18 protein-coding genes and 2 rRNA genes are annotated in these 21583 nt (G+C 42.4%); 3 read left to right on the forward strand and 17 right to left on the reverse strand.

Annotated features, from left to right (window positions below):
- Nucleotides 1-112 precede the first annotated feature (112 nt).
- The 8 genes from MUN53_RS11955 to MUN53_RS11990 form a co-directional block, all read right to left on the reverse strand.
- Entirely contained in the window at nt 113-403 is a 291-nt protein-coding gene (locus MUN53_RS11955) for a hypothetical protein (RefSeq protein WP_243325631.1), read from the reverse strand.
- A 92-nt stretch (nt 404-495) separates the two neighbouring features.
- Nucleotides 496-810 carry a helix-turn-helix domain-containing protein gene (locus MUN53_RS11960; protein ID WP_243325650.1) on the reverse strand — a complete coding sequence of 105 codons (315 nt, stop codon included), beginning with the start codon at nt 808-810 and terminating at the stop codon, nt 496-498.
- 4 nt (nt 811-814) lie between these two features.
- On the reverse strand, nt 815-1156 hold the full coding sequence (locus tag MUN53_RS11965) for a type II toxin-antitoxin system RelE/ParE family toxin (protein ID WP_243325633.1): 342 nt from the start codon (nt 1154-1156) through the stop codon (nt 815-817).
- A 116-nt stretch (nt 1157-1272) separates the two neighbouring features.
- Nucleotides 1273-1632: a YbaN family protein gene (locus tag MUN53_RS11970; RefSeq protein WP_243325652.1), complete on the reverse strand. Its 360-nt coding sequence runs from the start codon at nt 1630-1632 to the stop codon at nt 1273-1275.
- Between the two features lie 103 nt (nt 1633-1735).
- Nucleotides 1736-4174 (reverse strand): glycoside hydrolase family 127 protein, encoded by a 2439-nt coding sequence (locus MUN53_RS11975; RefSeq protein ID WP_243325635.1) that lies wholly within the window; start codon nt 4172-4174, stop codon nt 1736-1738.
- 15 nt (nt 4175-4189) lie between these two features.
- Entirely contained in the window at nt 4190-5866 is a 1677-nt protein-coding gene (locus MUN53_RS11980) for a ribulokinase (protein ID WP_243325637.1), read from the reverse strand.
- Between the two features lie 116 nt (nt 5867-5982).
- Nucleotides 5983-7491, reverse strand: coding sequence for an L-arabinose isomerase (gene araA / locus MUN53_RS11985; protein WP_243325639.1), 1509 nt, complete (start codon nt 7489-7491; stop codon nt 5983-5985).
- 30 nt (nt 7492-7521) lie between these two features.
- Entirely contained in the window at nt 7522-8211 is a 690-nt protein-coding gene (locus tag MUN53_RS11990) for an L-ribulose-5-phosphate 4-epimerase (protein WP_243325640.1), read from the reverse strand.
- Nucleotides 8212-8651: 440 nt separating this feature from the next.
- On the opposite strand from MUN53_RS11990, the gene MUN53_RS11995 reads away from it, so the two are divergent.
- From MUN53_RS11995 to MUN53_RS12005, 3 genes are all read left to right on the forward strand, one after another.
- On the forward strand, nt 8652-9389 hold the full coding sequence (locus MUN53_RS11995) for a TlpA family protein disulfide reductase (protein WP_243325641.1): 738 nt from the start codon (nt 8652-8654) through the stop codon (nt 9387-9389).
- A 129-nt stretch (nt 9390-9518) separates the two neighbouring features.
- Complete coding sequence (gene ricT, locus MUN53_RS12000) at nt 9519-11006, forward strand: regulatory iron-sulfur-containing complex subunit RicT (protein ID WP_243325642.1); 1488 nt, start codon at nt 9519-9521, stop codon at nt 11004-11006.
- Nucleotides 10984-11481, forward strand: coding sequence for a gliding motility lipoprotein GldH (locus MUN53_RS12005; protein ID WP_243325643.1), 498 nt, complete (start codon nt 10984-10986; stop codon nt 11479-11481). The genes ricT and MUN53_RS12005 overlap by 23 nt, the downstream gene beginning before the upstream one ends.
- Here the strand turns inward: MUN53_RS12005 and rodA are convergent.
- The 9 genes from rodA to MUN53_RS12050 form a co-directional block, all read right to left on the reverse strand.
- Nucleotides 11447-12892 (reverse strand): rod shape-determining protein RodA, encoded by a 1446-nt coding sequence (gene rodA, locus MUN53_RS12010; RefSeq protein WP_243325644.1) that lies wholly within the window; start codon nt 12890-12892, stop codon nt 11447-11449. The two genes, MUN53_RS12005 and rodA, sit on opposite strands and share 35 nt — an antisense overlap.
- The gene (mrdA, locus tag MUN53_RS12015; protein WP_243325645.1) at nt 12882-14747 is read right to left on the reverse strand and encodes a penicillin-binding protein 2; all 1866 of its coding nucleotides are present in this window, start codon (nt 14745-14747) and stop codon (nt 12882-12884) included. Before mrdA ends, rodA begins: the two co-directional genes overlap by 11 nt.
- Nucleotides 14737-15255 (reverse strand): rod shape-determining protein MreD, encoded by a 519-nt coding sequence (gene mreD / locus MUN53_RS12020; protein WP_022457129.1) that lies wholly within the window; start codon nt 15253-15255, stop codon nt 14737-14739. Before mreD ends, mrdA begins: the two co-directional genes overlap by 11 nt.
- Nucleotides 15245-16102 carry a rod shape-determining protein MreC gene (mreC, locus tag MUN53_RS12025; RefSeq protein WP_022457128.1) on the reverse strand — a complete coding sequence of 286 codons (858 nt, stop codon included), beginning with the start codon at nt 16100-16102 and terminating at the stop codon, nt 15245-15247. Before mreC ends, mreD begins: the two co-directional genes overlap by 11 nt.
- Before the next feature lie 62 nt (nt 16103-16164).
- On the reverse strand, nt 16165-17184 hold the full coding sequence (locus MUN53_RS12030; RefSeq protein WP_022457127.1) for a rod shape-determining protein: 1020 nt from the start codon (nt 17182-17184) through the stop codon (nt 16165-16167).
- Between the two features lie 31 nt (nt 17185-17215).
- Nucleotides 17216-18739, reverse strand: a complete 1524-nt coding sequence (gene purH, locus MUN53_RS12035) for a bifunctional phosphoribosylaminoimidazolecarboxamide formyltransferase/IMP cyclohydrolase (RefSeq protein ID WP_022457126.1) — start codon at nt 18737-18739, stop codon at nt 17216-17218.
- A gap of 108 nt (nt 18740-18847) precedes the next feature.
- Nucleotides 18848-20956 (reverse strand): cation:proton antiporter, encoded by a 2109-nt coding sequence (locus tag MUN53_RS12040; protein ID WP_262918232.1) that lies wholly within the window; start codon nt 20954-20956, stop codon nt 18848-18850.
- Nucleotides 20957-21175: 219 nt separating this feature from the next.
- Nucleotides 21176-21286 (reverse strand): 5S ribosomal RNA (gene rrf, locus MUN53_RS12045).
- Between the two features lie 91 nt (nt 21287-21377).
- Nucleotides 21378-21583, reverse strand: a 23S ribosomal RNA gene (locus tag MUN53_RS12050); the annotation flags it as partial.

Raw genomic sequence — 21583 nt, forward strand, 5'->3', positions numbered from 1 at the left:
ATGCCTCGATCCGCATCGGGTTAAAACCCGATGCTCCGTATGGGGCCTTGATACCGTCTGGTTGGAGGCGCAGCACGCTGCGCCTCTACCAACAATGGATAATTGTCCATTGTCAATTCTCCATTGTCCATTGTCTCGAAGAGACAAAAAAAGCCCGGCCGGCTTCATCGGTCATGGGATACATCCCACAGCAAATGAAACCAGCCGGGCCTGCCGGACGGTGCGAGCTGAAGCCCACACCTCTTCTATGATGTTTAACGTCTACTTGCTTGCTTGCTTGCTTGCTTGCTTGCTTGCTTGCTTGCTTGCTTGCTACACAATTATCCCGCACCACCAAACATTCGGCGGTAAAAGATGTTAATCTTTCAGGGATATTTGTGCTGTCGAGAAGTAGCATTGTCATTTCCTTTTTGTTTGTAGCAAAGGTAAATTTTCTCTTTAAAAATCAAAAGGTTTACAGCGGAAAATATCTGCTTCCCCATTTTTTTTCCAGCATCACCACAAGGCCACCTTTCCTAAATTCCCAATTTCAAGTTTAGCACTGATACCCATGGCTTTAAAGACCTTAGCCAATGTGGATAAAGTCAAATTCTTTCCATTCTCGATTCGAGAGATCTGAGCTTTTTGTACCCCTATCAGCTTTCCTAACTCTTCTTGCGTAAGATTCTTAGATTGGCGCGCCTGTTTTATGGCCTCGCCAACCAGAAAAGAATGCATATTTTCCTCATACTGATCCCGTTCAGGGGTCCCTTTCTGCCCCAAAACCAAATCTAACGCTTTTTCTTCTGTATAAAATTCCAAATCCTCCATTGCTTTACTTTTTTGTTTCAAAATATTTTCTTCTTATTTCTTCCGCCCTTTTAATTTCTTTGGCCGGAGTTTTTTGTGTCTTTTTTATGAAACCATGCGTAGTGACAACAAGAACTTCATTCTCGGTATCCCAAAAAGCCAATAACCTATATTGTACACCATTAAACAAAGTTCGGAATTCCCATATATCTGTATTATCTAACTTCTTAAACAAACTCTTATCTACAACATATTTACTCTTATTTATATTGTACAGGATTTTACTTCTCGCTTTAATTTCCAATGTGTTCAAAAAACGAATTATCTCATCGGAATATATTATTTTGAATTTTGCTTGTACTTCCATCTTTTATCATTAACGCACAAATGTAGTGAAATGTTTCTATATATGGAAACATAAAAGGGAATATTCTTTCCAGATATTTATTGATTTACAGCCATAAGAAAAGTTCCCATTAAAAATCACCGAAGCGTCTTGAAATGCAGGATATAAGCCGTAATACCTGTCGCCAACAAGAGGAGAAGAGACTCCAGAACCCAATGATCGAGGAGGAAAATGACGGCATGAAGGATGGTAATCCAAACGAGTGAGACGGAAATAATCTTGACCCGCAAAGGAATGGCCTTGTGCTCGCGGAAATTACGGATATAGGGTCCGAGTTGCGGATGATTCAACAAACGATTGTATAAACGGGGAGAACTACGAAAAAACAGAGCTGCCGAAAGCAACAGAAAAGGCGTTGTGGGCAAAAGCGGTACAAAGATCCCGATCACTCCCAAAGCACAAGAGAGAATCCCCAACGCAACATACACATATCGAATCATCGGAAGCATCTGGCAAGCGTTTTCTTCTGGCTGCAAAAGTAAGGATTTATCCGGAAAAACAAAAGGGAAGCACGATGGCTCCCCTTTCTCATTCTATCATTTAATTCACTTTCCATTCAATGATACCACCTGATTCTCCTTCTTGCAGCTGGGCAGCAATCTTCAGTCCAGTTGTCTTGACGGGTTTGAAGTCCAAGCTGTTGTAGCAGTCTTTCTTCACGCCGTATTCATTGAGGGCATCTACTTCTTTCCAGCGGTTACCGTCTTTGTAATACAGGTTCCAGCTGGCAGGAACCCGGTAATTACCATCGTAATGATCGAAATCCAACCAATATACCTGTACATTCGATACGGTATAAGGCTGATCGAACTCGTATGCCAAAGTTTCCAACGAACCGGTCTTCAGCCACCAGTAGAAGTATGGTTTGGAGATATCAGAAGATCGTTTCGGTTCCCACTGATCATTAACACCCCAAGCCGGTGTTTCAATCGAAGCCGATTCGGGAGCATCTTTCTGGATAGGAGCCTGAATGTTGAATGTCTTGGCCTTCGAAGCGATGGTTGGTTCAGGTGTCGGGACTGCCCGGTCTTTCGAATCCGCTACCCAGACTTCCATCTGTCCGGCGCCACGGTTATTCCAGGTTGAATACGGAACCGCCTTAAACGGTACATCCTTTATCGATCCGTCTTGGGCAACTTCTTTAGCCGTTCCGCTCAATACCATCACACCTTTCAGCAGATTGGCATCGAAGGTAGCATCAATCTTGGCATCAGCCGGGATGAACTTATTGAACACGACACTGTCCGGCTGATCAATTCCTTCCAGACAATAAACAATCGGACCGCGTTCCATCGCCAACATGCCCCGGTCATCTTCAACCTGATCGTTGGCTTTTACCCGACGTACTTCCATCGGCAGTTCCAATTCGATAACATCATCCGGTTTCCAAGTACGGACAATAGTGGCATAGCCATCTCCTTCTGCCGGTTTTACGGTCGAACCATTCACCTTCAGGGTATATTTCTCTGCCGGTGTTGTATAGGCATACAAATCGGATGCGACCGGTGCGCTTTGTAACCAACCCGGAATACGCAGACGAACAGCAAACTCACTTTCCTTTTCCGGCTTTACCTGAATAGAAACCTTGCCTTCCCAGGGATAACCGGTTGTCTGAACCAGCTGTACCTGATTGTCGGTCGTCTTCATCTCGCTCTTGCCCTGAATATACAAATTGACGTAGATATCGTTGCCCTGCGTCGCATACACATAATTGGACACCGAAGCCATGAAACGAGTCACATTACCCGGACAGCAAGCACAACCAAACCAACGCTGGCGTTCGTGCTCGCCCATCGATTCAAGCGGATTATCATAGAAGAATTTATCTCCGCTCAATGATACACCCGAAATCACACCATTATACAAGGCACGCTCCAAGACATCCATGTATTTGGCTTCTCCTGTTGCCAAGAACATCCGATAATTCCAATAGACATTGGCAATGGAAGCACAAGTCTCGCAGTAGTTTGTATGGTTGTTCAACTCATAATTCGGCCCAAAGCCTTCGCCCTGCGGACGAGACCCCATACCACCCGTGATAAACAGTTTCTTACTAACCAAGTTTTCCCACAGACGGGTCAAGGCATGGAAATAAGCCGTATCATGCGTCAAGGCAGCCACATCCGCCACACCGGAATACAGATAGCCGGCACGAACCGCATGCCCCACGATTTCATCTTGCTGAAGAATCGGTTTGTGGTCCTGGCTATAAGCATTCAGCCGATGTCCGTCTGTTCCACGTCCGGTTTCTTCTACGAAATACTTCGCCATGTTGAGGTATTTCTCATCCCCGGTGACTTTATACAGTTTCGCCAAAGCCATCTCGATGATCGGATGACCAGACGGAACGTGCTTCTGTCCTTCATTCGGTCCGAATACCTGACACACCAGATCCGCATTCTTGATGGCTACATCCAGTAATGTCCGTTTTCCGGTTGCCCGATAATGAGCGACTGCCGCTTCGTACAGGTGTCCGCTGTTATAAAGTTCGTGACTGTTGATCTTTTCCCAACGAGAACTGCCCCACCAACCCGACAAACGCGTACATTTATTAGTAACACAAGTTGTCAGATAACCATCCGGTTCCTGTGCCGCCGCAATGATTGTAATCACACTGTCGAGATAATGATCCAGTTTCGGATCATACTTCACCGCCAATGAATACGAAGCTCCTTCGATTACCTTATACGGATCTGTATCATCAAATGAGAAATCGCCCTGATGCTCTCCTTGAATCATACCGGCAGCCAGCGCAAAGTTGTCGAACCGTCCATTCTTCTCGCATTCCTTGAAAGCCGAAGGAATGGAAACCGTCCGGTTTGTTTCTATACGCGGTGACCAGAACTGATCTTCTATATGTACCTGTGTAAACGGAACTTCCTGTATCGGTGCATCCGGCTGCTGATAAACCGGAGCCGAACAAGACCAAAGCCCTGCCAACGCACAACTACTGAAAAGGATTAGTACCTTGTTTTTCATAGGATTCAAACCTTATTAAGCGTGAAATAATTTCTTTTCTGTAAAATCGCCTACGCACAAATACTGTTCATAAAGCGACTGATAAGCTGCAGCTCTTTCCGGATTCGGCTGATATTCTTTCGCAAAGCCCGAATTCATCGCTGCGATTGCCTCTTCCACTTTCGGATAAACACCGGCAGCCGTAGCGGCAAACATGGCAGCACCCAAAGCACAGGCCTGGTCGGTATTACAAACCTTTACCGGCATATTCAAGACATCACTCAGCGTCTGCATCACAAACGGAGACTTCAAGGCAATACCACCAATACCGATAACCGTATCAATGGCAACACCTTCATGACGGAAACGGTCTACAATGGCTTTTCCGCCAAAGGCTGTCGCTTCCACCAAGGCGCGGAAGATACGCGGTGCTGTTGTTCCCAACGTAATCCCCGTGATCGTACCTTTCAACAGCTGATTGGCATCCGGTGTACGACGTCCGTTCATCCAGTCGGTGGCAATCACGGTACTTTCTTCCATCGGGATCTTTTCGGCTTCTTCCGTCAGTACCGGTATGATTTGTGCGCAAGCCTCATCAATCAGTTTAGCTTTCGTTGCCTCGTCGATACACTGCGTCTTTGCCACAATCTGTTTCAACGGAAATTCCAATATCCGCTTGAACCAGGCATATACATCTCCAAAAGCCGACTGTCCGGCTTCCAACCCGATCATACCCGGAATCACCGAACCATCCACCTGTCCGCAGATGCCTTTGATCAGGTTATCACCGATTTCTTCATACGAAGCCACCATCACATCGCAGGTAGAAGTACCGATAACACGTACGAATGTATGTGGTGTTACGCCGGCTCCTACGGCACCCATGTGGCAATCGAAAGCTCCGCCAGCCACAACTACCTGGGTTGTCAGGCCCAAACGTTCTGCCCATTCGGCAGTCAGATGACCAACAGGTTTATCGGCTGTTTCCGTTTCGGCAAACAAACGATCTCTAAATCCAGCCAAAAGCGGATCCAATGCAACCAGAAACTCTTCGGAAGGCAGTCCGCCCCATTTCGGATGCCACATGGCCTTATGCCCGCAAGCACAGCGGCTTCGAACGATCTTATCAGACGAAGTAACGCCCGTCAGCAAAGCCGGCAGCCATTCGCAATGTTCCACAATCGAATAAGCCGCTTTCCGAACTGCCTCATCTTCACGCAAGACATGCAGAGCTTTCGCCCAATACCATTCGGAAGAATAAATACCTCCTTCGTAGGCCGAAAAATCAGTCTCCCACTTTTGGCAGAGTTCATTGATTTCTCCGGCTTCCTTTACAGCCGTATGATCTTTCCACAACACGAACATTGCATTGGGATTTTCGGCAAATTCAGGCAACAAAGAAAGTGGTGTTCCGTTCTTGTCGGTAAATACCGGCGTAGAACCAGTCGTATCAAAAGCCATACCCACTACTTTCTCGGCAGTTCCCTCAGGGCAAGCTGCCAAGGCTTCACGAACGGTTCCTTCCAATACATCTATATAATCTTGCGGATGCTGGCGGTATTGATTAACGGAAGGATTACAATATTTACCTTCGCTCCAACGTGGATAATATTTTACTGCGGTAGCTATGGTTTTCCCAGTCTTCGCCTCAACAATAACGGCACGGGCAGAATCGGTTCCATAGTCCAAACCTATTACATATTGCTCATTCATATTTCGGTAAAACTTTAAAGATGATAAATAAAGGAGTTAGCATCCAGAATCCGACACGCTTTCAGCCAACTCCCTATCTACATAAAGAAAATACTTGTTATCTGAGTATTCAGTTATCAGCAAAGAGACTTATTCAGCATGTAATAAATTTCATTCATGCGAAGCTCTTTCTTGAAGTTTTCGATTGTGGTGTTCTTGTCAATTACAACCATTTCAATACCGGCAATGTCGGCATAATCCTGCAAGTATTCAACAGTCAAGTCGAACGAGAAGCTGGTATGATGCGTACCTCCAGCCAGAATCCAGGCAGCAGCACCCACTTCAAAGTTAGGTTGCGGAATCCACAAGGCCGAAGCTACCGGCAGTTTAGGCAGCGGTTTGCTCTTGATACAATCTACTACATTAACGATCATACGGAAACGGTTACCCATGTCTACAATCGTAGCTGCTACACCTTCACCCTGTTTGCTGGTAAATACCAGACGAGCGGTTTCGCTGTCGATACCAATACTCAGGCGATGTACTTCCAGTTTCGGCTTGTGTTCGGCAATCAGCGGACAAACTTCCAGCATGTGTGCCTGCAGAATAGCACTCTTTTCACCATCAAAGTTCAACGTATAGTCTTCCAGGAAGGAACAACCTTTCGGCATTCCCTGGCTCATGAACCACATCGTACGATACAAAGCAGCCGTCTTCCAATCACCTTCTGCACCAAAGCCATAACCTTCCATCATCAGACGCTGAGAAGCCAGACCCGGGATCTGATCAAATTCACCCAGATCATCGAAGTTAGTCGTAAAGCCCTTGGCTCCCTTATCTTTCAACAGACGACGCAAAGCGATTTCAGCCTTAGCCGAATTCCATACTTTGGTATAAGCTTCCGTACCTGGTTCTTCCAATTTCGGATCATGATCATACTCAGCCCAATATTTTTCAACCAAAGCTTTTGTATCAGCATCTTCTACGGCGCGGTAGTAAACCATCAGGTCATTGATCGGGCAATAATCCACGTGATAACCCAAAGTCTGTTCGGCAGCTACCTTATCACCATCGGTTACAGCCACGTTATTCATCTGATCACCGAAGCGAAGGATCAGCATATCCTGTGCATCTGCCCAAGCAGCGCAGACACGCATCCAGACAGCAATCTTCTTCTGTGCGGCTTCATCCTGCCAATGTCCTACGACAACTTTACGGTTCTTACGCATCCGGGCACAGATATGGCCGAATTCGCGGTCGCCGTGAGCCGACTGGTTCAGGTTCATGAAGTCCATATCCATCGTATCCCAAGGGATTTCCTTATTATATTGTGTATGGAAATGCAACAAAGGCTTCTTTAATTCCTGCAATCCATGAATCCACATCTTAGCCGGAGAGAACGTGTGCATCCAGGTAATCACACCAATACATTTATCATCATTGTTGGCAGCCTTAAACGTAGCCGTTACTTCCTTAGCCGAATTAACGGTTCCTTTATAAACCACCTTGACTGGCAGATTTCCGCAGGCATTCAAGCCGGCAACCATTTCATTACTATGTGCATCTACGGCAATTACAGCATCGCCACCATACAATAACTGTGCACCTGTTACAAACCAAACTTCAAATTGATCAAATGAATTCATAGTATTACGTATTTATGTTAATAAATTGATTTACTTCTTTTGTCCATAATAAGCATTCGGACCATGCTTGCGGCTGAAGTGTTTTTCTACCAGCAGCGGATTCATCGTCAGTTGTGGATTAATCAGATAAGAGAAACACGCCATCTTGGCCACCTGTTCCATCACGACCGCATTGTGTACGGCATCGTGTGCGTCTTTTCCCCAGGCAAAAGGTCCGTGATTCTTCACCAGAACACCCGGTGTATGTACCGGATTCAAACCTTCAAAGCGACGGACGATCACTTCGCCGGTTTCCCGTTCGTAAGCGCCTTTCACTTCTTCGGCTGTCATATCCGCCGTACAGGGAATTGCATCATGGAAATAATCGGCATGTGTTGTCCCGATATTCGGAATATCTTTGCCAGCCTGAGCCCAAGCAGTCGCAAACGTAGAATGAGTATGCACAACCCCACCTATTTCAGGAAAAGCCTTATACAATACGACATGTGTAGGCGTATCACTCGAAGGATTCAAATTCCCTTCTACTACCTTTCCTTCCAGATCGACTACTACCATATCTTCTGCTTTCATGGTCTCATAAGAAACTCCGCTGGGCTTAATAACAACCAACCCGCTTTCCCGGTCGATGGCCGACACGTTTCCCCAGGTAAAAATGACCAAACCATGTTTCACCAAGTCTAAGTTTGCTTGAAAAACTGTCTCCTTTAGCGCTTCTAACATCTTCTTCCTTTTTATAAATGTCACTTCCTGCCGGCAAAATCTCTTTTCAAACACCTTCATTCTTTCCCAACCGGCTCGATAGCGAAAGTAGGGTTTATTTTAATTCATTGAACCTCTAGTATATATGTTATGGAACATAATTTGTGTTTCCCATACACTTTTAACCATTTCTTCCGGAGAAAAGGACTCCTCAGAAAAGAGGTTGTCCGCTAAAAGTTATGTCTTCTTCATAAAAATCCTACTATTATTTAATTTTTTGACATATGTGGTAAAGCTTTATGACAATTGTGAAAAAGCTTTTTGACATCTGTGCTAAAGCTTTTCGACAGATATGGAAAAATTAAAAAATCGTATCTTTTCAACTAAAAAGTTATAGTCATCTATTTCAGGTTCAACTTAAATGGTTACATTTGTTACACCTTATTATTAAAATAAAGACGATGAAAAACGTTGGTTACTTAATAACTCTGTTTCTGCTCTGTTTCCTTGCAGGGAACTGTAACGCTCAAAAAGAAGAGAAAAAGTCTTTGGTCATTATCAACGACAGATTCTTCGAGGAAAAACCGGAGCCCTTTCCTTGCGGAAAACCGATACAAATAGGAAACCTACATGATTCGATTCTAGGGAAAATCAGTATTACGAAATATGAGGGGATGTCGGAAGAAGCGAAACAACTGGCTATCCCAACTGATAAAGTAGAGAAGGGAGAAGCGATTTTACAAGCAGCTCAACAAGTAAGACTGCTTACCGTCATTCCCCAATGTCCATCCATTCATTATGCCGTCGGCGATGTGTTTCCCGACTTCTCACTCCGTGACATGCAAGGAAAAAACTGGACAAACGAGCAGTTGAAAGGGAAAAAGACAGTCATCAACTTCTGGTTCACCGGCTGCGGTCCTTGCCGGAAAGAAATGCCCGAATTAGGTAGCTGGGTAAAGCAATTTCCAGAAGTTACCTTCCTGGCGATCACCTTTCAAAAAGCCGAACAAATCCAACAACTCGTTGCAGAACACCATTTCTATTTTCACCAGCTTGTAGAAGGAGGAGAACTTATTAAAGAACTGGGAATCCAATCATACCCGACAACCTTCGTTTTGGATGAAAACAACCGAATCGAACGGATTGAAATCGGAACCACGCCGCTTCAACGCAGAAATATCCTTAAACATATTCAATAACCAATCGGTTAATAAAGCAAAAGAAATCGTTTAGGAAGACTTACATTCTACAAAAGAGTTGGGGATTTTCTTAAAATATTTCCGTATTTTTGCGTAATTGTAGAAATTATATACTGATTATTTTGATTTATGGATTTCAAACTAGATAAAGGAAGTAACTGTATGCGCGCTAAAGGCTGCAGCAAAATCCAGAACAACAAGCTGAATACATACGACTGGCTGTGTGGAGTTCCGGATGCGGAAAATGCAACCGACTTTGTGGAAGTACAGTTCAAAAATACAAGAAAAGGATATTATCTGAACCAGGCACATATCCCGTTGGAAAAAGGAGATATGGTTGCCGTCGAAGCAACACCGGGACATGACATCGGGATGGTAACGCTGACGGGGAAACTGGTTTTGCTCCAGATGAGAAAGAACAATGTCCGGACCGACCAGGAACCGAAAAAGATTTATCGGAAAGCACGTCCGGCTGATTTGGAGAAATATGAGGAGGCAAAATCGAAGGAACATGCCACCATGATCCGTTCACGTCAGATCGCAGCCAAGTTAGGATTGGATATGAAAATCGGCGACGTAGAATATCAAGGCGATGGAAACAAAGCGATCTTCTATTACATTGCCGACGAACGTGTGGACTTCCGCCAACTGATTAAAGTATTAGCCGAAGCTTTCCGGGTTCGTATCGAGATGAAACAGATCGGAGCCCGCCAGGAAGCCGGACGAATCGGTGGTATTGGTCCGTGTGGACGTGAGCTTTGTTGCTCAAGTTGGATGACCAACTTCGTATCCGTAGCAACCGGAGCTGCCCGTTATCAGGATATTTCCATGAATCCGCAGAAGCTGGCCGGTCAATGTGCCAAGCTGAAATGTTGTATCAACTACGAAGTCGATGCGTACGTAGAAGCGCAGAAGCGGTTACCTTCCAGAGAAATTCCTTTGGAAACCAAAGACAATACCTATTTCCACTTCAAGACAGATATCTTCAAGCGGGAAATTACGTATTCAACCGACAAATCCATTGCAGCTAATCTGGTAACCATTCCGGCACAACGTGTCTTCGACATCATCAACATGAATAAGAAAGGCATCAAACCGGAAACATTGGAAGCCGATACCAAACAGCAAAGCAAACGTGAATCTCAAGATATTCTGGGACAAGAGAGCGTAACCCGTTTTGACAACGTTCAGAAGAAAAAGAAGAAAAAACGGGGTAACGGAGGTGCAACCAATGCCAGCGAACCTGTAGCTGAAAAGGCTCAACCAGCCAACAATCAGCCGAAGCAGGCAGCACAACCGGCCAAGAATGCAGCTCCGGCAAATGAAAAGAAGGCAGAGAAACCTCAAGAAAGTAAAAAGCAAAATGCGCCTTCAAACAACAATAATAACAATGTGAATAACGGAAATGCAGCACCAAAGCCCCAAAAGGGCAATAACAACCGGCCGAAACAAAAGCCGAAAGCTGCCGCTCCGGAAAAACAAGTAAACGGGGAAAAGCAACCCAATACAGACAAACAACAACAGCAGGCGAAACAGCCAGCCAACAACAAACCGGCAAATCGTCCGCAACAGGCCAATAACAACAAACCCAAGAATGCTAAAAAAGATAATCAATAGCCTTTTGGCCATCCTTATTTGTGCCTTGTCTTTTTCCTGCGATTATCAGGCTTTATACTACCAGTATCAAGTGATTGATCATTCAGCGTGGGGAAAAGACAAGGTTTACTATTTCACCTTCATGGTTACGGATAATTCAATTCCCTATGACATTACGTTAGACATCCGGAACAGCAACAAATATCCGTACCAGAACTTATGGCTTTTCTGCAATGAAGAACCGCCGGTTGGTGAAATGCAAAAAGACACCATCGAATGTATGCTGGCAGACGAGTTCGGGAAATGGTATGGAAGCGGTATTTCATTGTATGAATCCAGTTTTCCTATCCGACAGAATTACCGGTTCGCTAATCCCGGACAATATACATTCTGTTTCCGACAAGGCATGCGCGACAGCCTGATAATAGGCATTCAGGAAATAGGTTTACGGGTCGTACCGGCTAATGTTCCTTCCGGGTTGCATCCAGACGAATAAAGATAAACAGAAGGATCGTAAATCCCAATAAAGAAGATCCGCCATAGCTGAAGAAAGGTAATGGAATACCGATAACCGGCGTCAGTCCGGTTACCATTCCGATATTAATGGCCAAATGGAAGAGGAATATAGAAGCGACCGAATACCCATACACACGGGCAAAAGTAGTATCCTGCCGTTCGGCCAACACAAGCAGACGAAGAATAAAGACGGCAAAAAGAATCAGAACAGCCGTCGAACCCACAAATCCCTGTTCCTCACCCACGGTACAGAATATAAAGTCGGTATCTTGTTCCGGCACATATTTTAATTTGGTCTGTGTCCCGTTCAAAAACCCTTTACCCACCAGTCCACCAGAACCAATCGCAATCTTCGATTGGTTTACATTATAACCAGCTCCGCTCGGATCATCTTCCAACCCCAAGGAAACCTTGATACGAATCTGTTGATGTGGCTCCAAAATATCAGTAAATACATAGTTGACCGAGAAAAGAAATCCAATAGAACCGATTGCAAACAAAGCAATCAGCACATAATTCCATACCCAATGATGTATCGACAGATAAATCAGATACAACACAGCCAAACCCAGCAAAGACAAAGCCACTATATTCAGGTTAAAAGGATAATAATAAGATATCAGGCCAGATATCCCCAATACAGCCAACGAGGTATAAGACATAAGTTGTACGGCCTGCTTGTTTTTCTTCTCAACATAGACCAACAGGATTGTGATAAACAAGACTAGAAGAGATACAAGAAATACACCTAAGACCGTTTCTCCCATCATGACCTCGGCATACTTCATCCCTGTCACAAAATAGACAACAGCACAGACACCGGCCAACAAGAAGTATCCCGACATTCCTTCCCGGTACAACATCAGGAAAAACGCAAGATAAACCAATGCCGAACCTGTTTCCTTCTGCAGGAGAATACAAATCATAGGTAAGAAAATCAATCCAAGAACCATCAGAAAATTCTTATACCTGGCCAGTTCAAATCCGTACGTTCCCATCAAACGGGCAACAGCCAATGCCGTAGCAAACTTGGCAAACTCGGCCGGTTGTAAGCGAATAGGCCCCAAAACCAACCACGATCGTGACCCTTTAATATCCGGAGCCAAGAAAATCGTAGCAACAAGCAACAGAATGATTGCCGCATAAATCAAATAAGAAAAGACTTCATAGAAATCCCGTTCAATCATCAAGATGGAGAAAGCAACAGAGAGAGAAATTCCCATCCAGATCAACTGATTCACTGGACGGCTCGACAATGCGAACAGTTTATCCATATCATACTCATAACTGGCGCCACAAATAGTAACCCAGCCAGCTACAATCATGATCACATACAACAGGACTGTAAACCAGTCTATCGACTTCCAACTATCTCTACGACTATAACCCATTCGGCAAAATGACAGCATTAACAATATTATCTTCTATAGCTTGACTTTCCGGAAGAATATTCCCTCGCAAATACTTTTCAATCATCAGCCGTCCTATCGGGACAGCATACGTTGCACCAAATCCGGCATTCTCGACGAATACAGCAATGGCCACTTTCGGCTGCTGGTAAGGAGCAAATCCCATAAAAATAGAATGGTCCTTTCCATGAGGATTTTCAGCTGTACCCGTTTTCCCACAAACCTCAATATCCGGTAAGTTTGCACCACGGCAAGTGGCACCATAAGCCGTTCCCATCACTGCTCCACGCATACCATCCGCCACATAGGTATAATACTTCGGATCAACTTTCGTATAATGTTTCTTCGTATATAAGGTATCCAAAACCGTGTCTTGTATCTCTTTCACAACATGAGGTGTGACATAATATCCCCGATTTGCCACCGTTGCCGCCAAATTACAAATCTGCAGCGGAGTAGCCAATATTTCCCCCTGTCCAATGGCGATGGAAATAATCGTACTTGAATTCCATCTTTTCCGGTAAATCTTATCATACACCTTACTATTCGGAATATATCCCCGTTTTTCTCCCGGCAAATCAACTCCTAGTTTATATCCATAGCCCATAGATACCATGTAGTCCTTCCAAACATCAAATGCCAGCTGAACACTGGGATAACGCGACCGGTCGTCGAGCATATAATGTAATCCCCAAGGGAAAAAAGAATTACATGAGGTAGCCAAAGCACCCACTAATGGCAAGGGCGAAGGATGACCATGACAAGCCGGCTTTCCTCCACGATACGTATAACCGTGCGCACAAGTAAAACGGGTTTCAGGAGTTATGACTCCTTCTTGCAGAAAGATCAATCCTTGTGTCGGCTTAAAGGTAGAACCCGGCGGATATTGAGCCATCAGCGGACGATTAAACAAAGGTTTCAACGGGTCTTCCTGCAACTTCTTATAATTCTTTCCCCGAATACGTCCGATCAACAAACTGGGATCATAGGTAGGAGATGAAACCATACATAAGATTTCACCCGTTTCCGGTTCGATCATAACAATACCACCCAACTTATTCTTCATGAGCTTTTCGCCGTAAGCCTGCAGATCAATATCGATAGATAACTTCAGATTCTTCCCTGAAACAGCAGGAACATCATACTTTCCATCTTCATAATGCCCCTTAATTCGCCCATGAGCATCACGTAAAAGAATCTCAACACCTTTCTCTCCACGCAGAACTTTCTCATACGAACCTTCAATTCCTGTTCTTCCTGAATTATCTCCGGGAACATAATAAGAATCCGCTTCAATATCACGCGTATTTACCTCGCCAACGTTCCCTAAAAGCAAGGCTGCATTGGGATAAGCATACTCACGAATAGTTCTGTTCTGCACATAGAAACCCGGAAACTTATATAACTTCTCCTGTAAAATACCACATTCTTCGGCTGAAAGCTGACTCATAAAAATCTGAGGCGTATAAGAAGAATATCCAGGATTCAAGCGTCGGTTTTTCATATCTGCTATTCGTTTCAGATACTGTTCCTTTGTAATCCCCAAGATCCTACAAAAGTCCAATGTATCAAAAGGCTGAACTTCCCGCATAATCATCATTACATCATAAGACGGTTGATTATAAACCAACAACTTTTCATTCCGGTCGTACAAGATTCCCCGAGAAGGATAAATCGTCTTCTTCAAGAAAGCATTACTATCCGCCCATGCCTTATAATCACTGTCAATTATTTGCAGATAAAATAACCGGACAATAAAAATAATGACCAAAGCAATAACAGCTCCGCCAATCACATAGCGTCTGTTCTCAAACTTATATTTTAATTTATTCTCCAATTTTCTGTGATTCAAAATTGAATAACTCAACGGCACAGATCGACAAGATCGTCATCAAGACACTTGCTCCAACACGTATCAGTAAAAAGAGAGGATCAAACAGAGTTAAAGCTTCTAACAAAAATAAAGTCACATGATGTATGAACACAAACAAAGCCACATAACGGATAAAACCGGCATATCCAAACGAATGATAAGATGGATACAAACCGTCTGCAATATCTTCTCCCTGCAGGAAATGGATCAGCGGTTCCCGTAACAGACCGACTAATGCACAGGCACCGGCATGCATTCCGGGTGTATTGGAAAACATATCCACAATTAATCCGGTAATAAATGAAAAGATTAATACACCCGACCGAGAAATACCTATCGGCATTTTAATGATACAATACAAATACAAAAAAGGTGTAGCAATCCGCAGGTAATGTATATTATTGAGAAACAATACCTGAAACATAACAAAAACAACAAAATAGAGAATGCTACGCAATATATTATTGATCATTTTTCTTTGCCTCTTTTTCTAAGTTGATTTGTTCTTCCTGCCTGAAATTACGAATAACTCGGACATGTTGCAATGTCTGAAATGAAGTTGCCAACCGGATCTTCAAAGAGTAAAAGTTATCGTCACGCCCATTATAAAATTCTTCTATTGTCCCGACTATAAGTCCAGGAGGGAAAATGGCCGAATAACCACTTGTTACGATTGTGTCTCCCTTATTAAATTCAGCGTGTTTGGGCAATTCTTCCAACGTGGCACACGAAGCATCTTTTCCATCCCATATAAGATAACCGAAATTATTATTTCCCAACACCTTGCAACTCAGTCGAGATTTGGGATTCAATAAAGGAATAACTACGGAAAAATGATCTGATACTTGAGAAACAACACCGACAACACCTTGGTCTGAAACAACACCCATATCAGGCTGAATCCCATCTATACGTCCTTTGTTTAATGTGATATAATTAGACAACTGGACAAAACTGTTACTAGAAATTTCAGCCATGATGAATTGATAAGGGAAATCATGTATAGAATCACGAACGGCACCTCGGAAAGTAACCGTATCAGCCTGCATAATTTCTAACTGTTCCTGCAACTCCAGGATTTTCATCTCCATCTCGCCATTTACCCTTTGCAAGGAACGATTCACTTCCTTCAAATTAAAATAGGAGACAATATCACCATAGATAGAACCTAAATAACCTGAAACAATATTACCAGAATTAATCAGCACACTCCGCTGATAGGAATTGTTCTGATAAACCAATACTATAGAAATTACCTCAAATACAATGAATAAAAACCAATGTTTCTTCCTTAATAAAAAATCAAGCAATTTCTTCATAAGCCTTATAATAAAAGCTGGATATTAAGTAAGAAAACTACTTAATATCCAACCTGCAAGATTTATCGTATAAGGAAATTGAACTTATCTATATTCTTTAAGGCAACTCCCGTACCTCGAGCCACTGCATGAAGAGGATCTTCAGCTACATGGAACGCAATATTCATCTTATCAGCCAAGCGTTTATCCAGACCTCTCATCAGTGCACCACCTCCTGTCAGATAAATACCGTTATGAACGATATCAGCATACAATTCCGGAGGAGTTTGCTCTAATGCACTAAGAATCGCAGCTTCCATTTTAGAAATAGTTCGATCCAGACAGTGTGCAATTTCTTGATAAGAAACCGGAACCTCCATTGGCAACGCTGTCATCTGGTTGGGTCCGTGTACCACATAATCTTCTGGAGGATCTTGTAAAGTAGTCAAAGCAGAACCGACATGTATTTTGATCTGTTCAGCAGTTCTTTCTCCTACTTTCACATTATGCTGGCGACGCATATAATCCACAATATCCGCAGTCAGATCATCTCCGGCAATACGTATAGACTTATTCGATACAATACCACCTAACGAAATAACGGCTATTTCAGTAGTACCACCACCTATATCTACAATCATATTCCCTTCAGGAGCTTGTACATCAATACCTATACCCAACGCTGCTGCCATCGGTTCAAATATCATATATACATCTCTACCTCCAGCATGTTCGGCAGAATCGCGAACTGCACGAATCTCTACCTCCGTACTGCCAGAAGGGATACCAATCACCATACGTAACGAAGGAGTAAACCAGCGACTTCTATTACTTGCCATTTTGATCAAACCACGCATCATTTGTTCAGCAGCATAAAAGTCGGCAATAACACCTTCTCGCAACGGACGAATGGTACGAATATTATCATGTACTTTTCCATCCATTTCACGGGCAGACTTTCCGATGGCTAAAACCTTATCCGTTCTACGGTCTAAGGCAACCATGGAAGGCTCATCAACTACCATTTTACCATTGCAAATGACGATGGTATTGGCAGTTCCCAAATCCATTGCTACTTCTTGAGTAAATGAAAACAAACCCATTGTTATGAATTTCTTCCTTCCTAACTAAAAATTAATGTTTAAAATGACGTACACCGGTTTTTACCATAGCAATATTATGTTCATTGCAATAAGCAACCGACAATTCATCTTTAATAGATCCACCAGGCTGGATAACAGCTGTTATTCCTGCCTTATCTGCAATTTCCACACAATCAGGGAATGGGAAGAAAGCATCTGAAGCCATCACTGCTCCTTGCAAATCAAAATTGAATGAATGAGCTTTTTCGATAGCTTGCTTCAAAGAGTCAACACGAGAAGTCTGACCAATACCACTAGCACAAAGCTGTTTGTTCTTCACTAATGTGATCGCATTAGACTTGCTGTTCTTCACAATCTTATTAGCGAACAACAGATCTTCAACTTCTTTCGCAGAAGGCTGTTTTTCTGTCATCGCAACCAAATCAGATTCTGTTTGAATACTCAAATCCTTTTCTTGCATCAAGGCTCCATTTAACAAAGAGCGGAACTGCATCGGACAAGTTTTGCACTCTTTACGTACCAATACAATACGATTCTTCTTCTGTTCCAGAATAGCCAATGCATCAGCATCATATGCAGGAGCAATAATCACTTCGAAGAAAATCTTATTGATTTCTTCGGCTGCTTCTTTATTGATTGTTGTATTAGTAATCAAAATACCACCGAACGCAGAAACTGGATCACCAGCCAAAGCATCTTTCCATGCATCCACAACGTTACTACGTGAAGCTACTCCACAAGCATTATTATGCTTCAAAATAGCAAAAGTCAATTCATCAAACTCGTCAATTAAATTAACGGCAGCATCTATATCCAATAAATTATTGTATGAGATTTCTTTACCGTGCAACTGATCAAACATATTATTGAACTGACCATAGAACAGACCTTTCTGGTGAGGATTTTCTCCATAACGCAAATGCATAGGTTGATCTATGGCTACTCGGAAATAAGAACCTTCCCGATTATCAAAATAATTAAAGATGGCAGAATCATATCCAGATGATACAGCAAATGCTTCTTTTGCAAACCATTTACGATCTTCTAAAGACGTTTCTGCTCCTTTCTCATTCAACAAATTCAACAACGGAGTATATTGATGCTTTGAAGCAACAATTACCACATCCTTAAAATTCTTAGCAGCAGCACGGATCAAAGAGATGCCGCCTATATCTATTTTTTCAATAATAGATTGTTCATCTGCACCTGAAGCAACCGTTTCTTCAAATGGATACAAATCAACAATTACCAAATCAATTTCTGGAATTTCATATTGGGCCAACTGTGCTTGATCTCCTTCGTTTTCACGACGAGCCAAAATTCCACCAAATACCTTCGGATGTAAAGTTTTCACACGTCCTCCCAAAATAGAAGGATAACCTGTCAAATCTTCTACTGCATCACATGCAATACCTAATGATTCTATAAAAGTTTTTGTTCCTCCGGTAGAAACAAAAGAAACACCTTCCGCATTAAGCTTCTTTAAAATCTCATCTAAACCATCCTTGTGGTACACAGAAACAAGTGCCCGTTTAATTCGTTTTGTTGCAGTCATTGTATTTAGCCTTTACACATTAATTTATCAAGAATGCAAAATTAATGATTATTTTTTTCTCTACTAGAATAATTCTTCAGGTAACCAAAAATTTAACATGACTTTTTATTATTTCGGCAACTTAAACTTATCCAAAAGTCGATTAATTTGAGTTGTCCCTATCTGTAAGGTTCTTTCATCCAAATCAGCTGTTATCGTTTGAGCTTCTGCACTTGATAACAAACCGTCGTTTTGGAATTGCTCTATTTGCCGTTTTTCATTCGCCAATAACATACGGATAGCTTTTCGCGTTACTGCACACCGATAAGAAATTGGATATTCTTTAGATAAATTCAAAATAGACTGTTCAATCCGGTCTATATTTTCTTCTATCTCTTTTACTAACTGTAATAAGGCTTCTTTCTTTGAATCAGATAAAACAGACGAATTAGAGAAATCCTTCACCAATTTCAATGATTCCTTCTGAGTAATAACAAAGCCTCTTCCCATATCATAACCGTTAATTACTCGTTCATGAGCATAGCGGTCAACCCATTTCTTTATACTTTCTTTATTTTGCGTCCAACGAATATAAAAAGGATAATCATAATACTTGAAAATACTTTTCCGATAAGATAATGGCATATGGCCGTCTCTATCATACAACTCATCCAACGATGCTAATAATTTCTTTAATGAGATGTTTGATATGATACCTTCATTGTATAAATTCCAGCATAATGCTCTTTCCTTTTCTATCACACGCAACCGGACATCGGCTAATACGTCTTTTGTTTGAATAGAAACAACTGGAGCTGTCTCCGGTTCCGGAAGGAACTTTTCCACAAGAGCCCAGTTGGCTACTTCCAAAGCTTCTCTTTTTTTCAGACGTTCCAGATACTTCTCGGAATTATCAGTTATCTGCTTCTTCAAACTATAATCCAATAACATTTTAGCAGAAGGAACTTTGGTTAAACCTAGTTTTAACAATAGCCAACGCATTGTAGTTGCATTTACAGCCAAGGTTAGAGTCACGATTCCACCTGTAAATAACAAGATTTGACGACGGATATCTTCAGGAATTTCCAACGTATAAGAAACCATTAAGGCCAAAGTCAATCCTAATGCTCCTCTCAAACCACCCCAAGCCAAAATGAATGATTCACGACGAGTCAATCCATAACCCGCTTTTTTCATAAACGGATACAAAATAGAGATAACCAGCATTCGTACAATATTTACCCCCACATAAACTAATATCACGAGTAGCAAACTTGTCCATGACAGCTCAATCTTCATTGCTATTACGACACCTACAATAATAAAGATTAATGTATTGGCTATATATGCCATCAATTCCCAGAACTGATCCATAAAATGATTAACTTCAGGTTTTAATTTAGGACGTCCGGCATTGGTAATCGTCAGACCAAACGCCACCAAAGCAATAACACCTGATACATCAAGAATACTTTGAGCCAAAATAAATGTAATATAAGAAGAAACAATAATTACACTATTCTGTACAGCTTCTTCTCCTCCTACTTTGCCTAACAGCCAAATGGTAAAACGGGCAGTTACCCAGCCCAACAACATTCCTCCAAATACAACAATCAAAAAGTTCAAAAATGGATCGGCAACTGCACCAGCATTGGTATAAACACCGAAAAATAACATAAATAAGACAATGCCCGTACCATCATTTAACATAGACTCTGCATCTACTAAAGTTGAGAAGCGTTTACTTGTTCCTAACTCTTTTAGTAAAGCGACAACCGCCACAGGGTCTGTTGCACTAATTAAAGCCCCAAACATGAATGCATAATTCCAATTCCATCCTTCACAAGCAGGAATAAAAGATGCCATACCCATAATGAATACTCCTGTCAATAACATGGCTATAACCATACCTGGTCCCGCCAACAAAGTTGAATTTAACAAGGACTTTCGGAATACATGCAAATCTAACTCATAAGCGCCATCAAATATCAATATCGGAAGGAAAATAAACAAAATCAAATCAGGATCCATATTACCGGCAAAATCTACAGCCGACTTAAGGAATCCCGTTTCCGGAAACACACCAAATCGATCCAACAGTCCGATGACTATCCCAATAGCAAATAAGCCCACGGTATAAGGGAATGTTGTCTTCTTTAACAAGGATTTTAAAATTGCTCCTAGAACTAAACACACCACTACAAATATTAGTGGAGCTAATAATGCCATTGTTTCCATTTTTTCTTCTATCTAATTTAAACTAAAACGTATTTAATCGCTCAACATCTCATTCATGTATTCTTCATCATAGGCAAAATTATATAAAAAATCAGAAACCCAGAAATGGAGCATAGAAAATAGGAACAAGCCAAGGAGTGGAAGGGAGTTGTTGATGAATATATAAGACGAAAAAAGCCGCTTCAACATTTTGTTGAACCGGCTTTCATTCTCTCTCTAAAACGGCGGCTACCTACTCTCCCACTGTTACGCAGTACCATCGGCGTGACGAGGCTTAACTTCTCTGTTCGGAATGGGAAGAGGTGGATCCCTCGTGCTATAACCACCTTAATGTCTTTATTTTAATCTTTTGAACCTGCCGTACATCCCGTAAAGTCTTCCGGAAGACCTTCTCTGCTTCGTAATTATCAATCCTTTTTCCGATAAGAAAGTTTCGGGCTATTAGTACTGCTCGGCTTCGCCATTACTGACCTTACACCTGCAGCCTATCAACGTCATCGTCTTTGACGACCCTCGTAAGGAAATCTTATCTTGAGGTTGGCTTCGTACTTAGATGCTTTCAGCACTTATCCTTTCCAGACTTAGATACCCGGCGGTGCACCTGGCGGTACAACCGGTAAACCAGTG

Source organism: Parabacteroides faecalis, from assembly GCF_022809355.1.
GTDB classification, from domain to species: Bacteria; Bacteroidota; Bacteroidia; order Bacteroidales; family Tannerellaceae; genus Parabacteroides; species Parabacteroides faecalis.

Excerpts from the sequence above, each read along its gene's own strand:
- MUN53_RS11955 (WP_243325631.1), bottom strand. The coding sequence starts at position 403 with ATGACAATGCTACTTCTCGACAGCACAAATATCCCTGAAAGATTAACA.
- MUN53_RS11960 (WP_243325650.1), bottom strand. The coding sequence starts at position 810 with ATGGAGGATTTGGAATTTTATACAGAAGAAAAAGCGTTAGATTTGGTT.
- MUN53_RS11965 (WP_243325633.1), bottom strand. The coding sequence starts at position 1,156 with ATGGAAGTACAAGCAAAATTCAAAATAATATATTCCGATGAGATAATT.
- MUN53_RS11975 (WP_243325635.1), bottom strand. The coding sequence starts at position 4,174 with ATGAAAAACAAGGTACTAATCCTTTTCAGTAGTTGTGCGTTGGCAGGG.
- MUN53_RS11980 (WP_243325637.1), bottom strand. The coding sequence starts at position 5,866 with ATGAATGAGCAATATGTAATAGGTTTGGACTATGGAACCGATTCTGCC.
- araA (WP_243325639.1), bottom strand. The coding sequence starts at position 7,491 with ATGAATTCATTTGATCAATTTGAAGTTTGGTTTGTAACAGGTGCACAG.
- MUN53_RS11990 (WP_243325640.1), bottom strand. The coding sequence starts at position 8,211 with ATGTTAGAAGCGCTAAAGGAGACAGTTTTTCAAGCAAACTTAGACTTG.
- MUN53_RS11995 (WP_243325641.1), top strand. The coding sequence starts at position 8,652 with ATGAAAAACGTTGGTTACTTAATAACTCTGTTTCTGCTCTGTTTCCTT.
- ricT (WP_243325642.1), top strand. The coding sequence starts at position 9,519 with ATGGATTTCAAACTAGATAAAGGAAGTAACTGTATGCGCGCTAAAGGC.
- MUN53_RS12005 (WP_243325643.1), top strand. The coding sequence starts at position 10,984 with ATGCTAAAAAAGATAATCAATAGCCTTTTGGCCATCCTTATTTGTGCC.
- rodA (WP_243325644.1), bottom strand. The coding sequence starts at position 12,892 with ATGGGTTATAGTCGTAGAGATAGTTGGAAGTCGATAGACTGGTTTACA.
- mreD (WP_022457129.1), bottom strand. The coding sequence starts at position 15,255 with ATGATCAATAATATATTGCGTAGCATTCTCTATTTTGTTGTTTTTGTT.
- mreC (WP_022457128.1), bottom strand. The coding sequence starts at position 16,102 with ATGAAGAAATTGCTTGATTTTTTATTAAGGAAGAAACATTGGTTTTTA.
- MUN53_RS12030 (WP_022457127.1), bottom strand. The coding sequence starts at position 17,184 with ATGGGTTTGTTTTCATTTACTCAAGAAGTAGCAATGGATTTGGGAACT.
- purH (WP_022457126.1), bottom strand. The coding sequence starts at position 18,739 with ATGACTGCAACAAAACGAATTAAACGGGCACTTGTTTCTGTGTACCAC.
- MUN53_RS12040 (WP_262918232.1), bottom strand. The coding sequence starts at position 20,956 with ATGGAAACAATGGCATTATTAGCTCCACTAATATTTGTAGTGGTGTGT.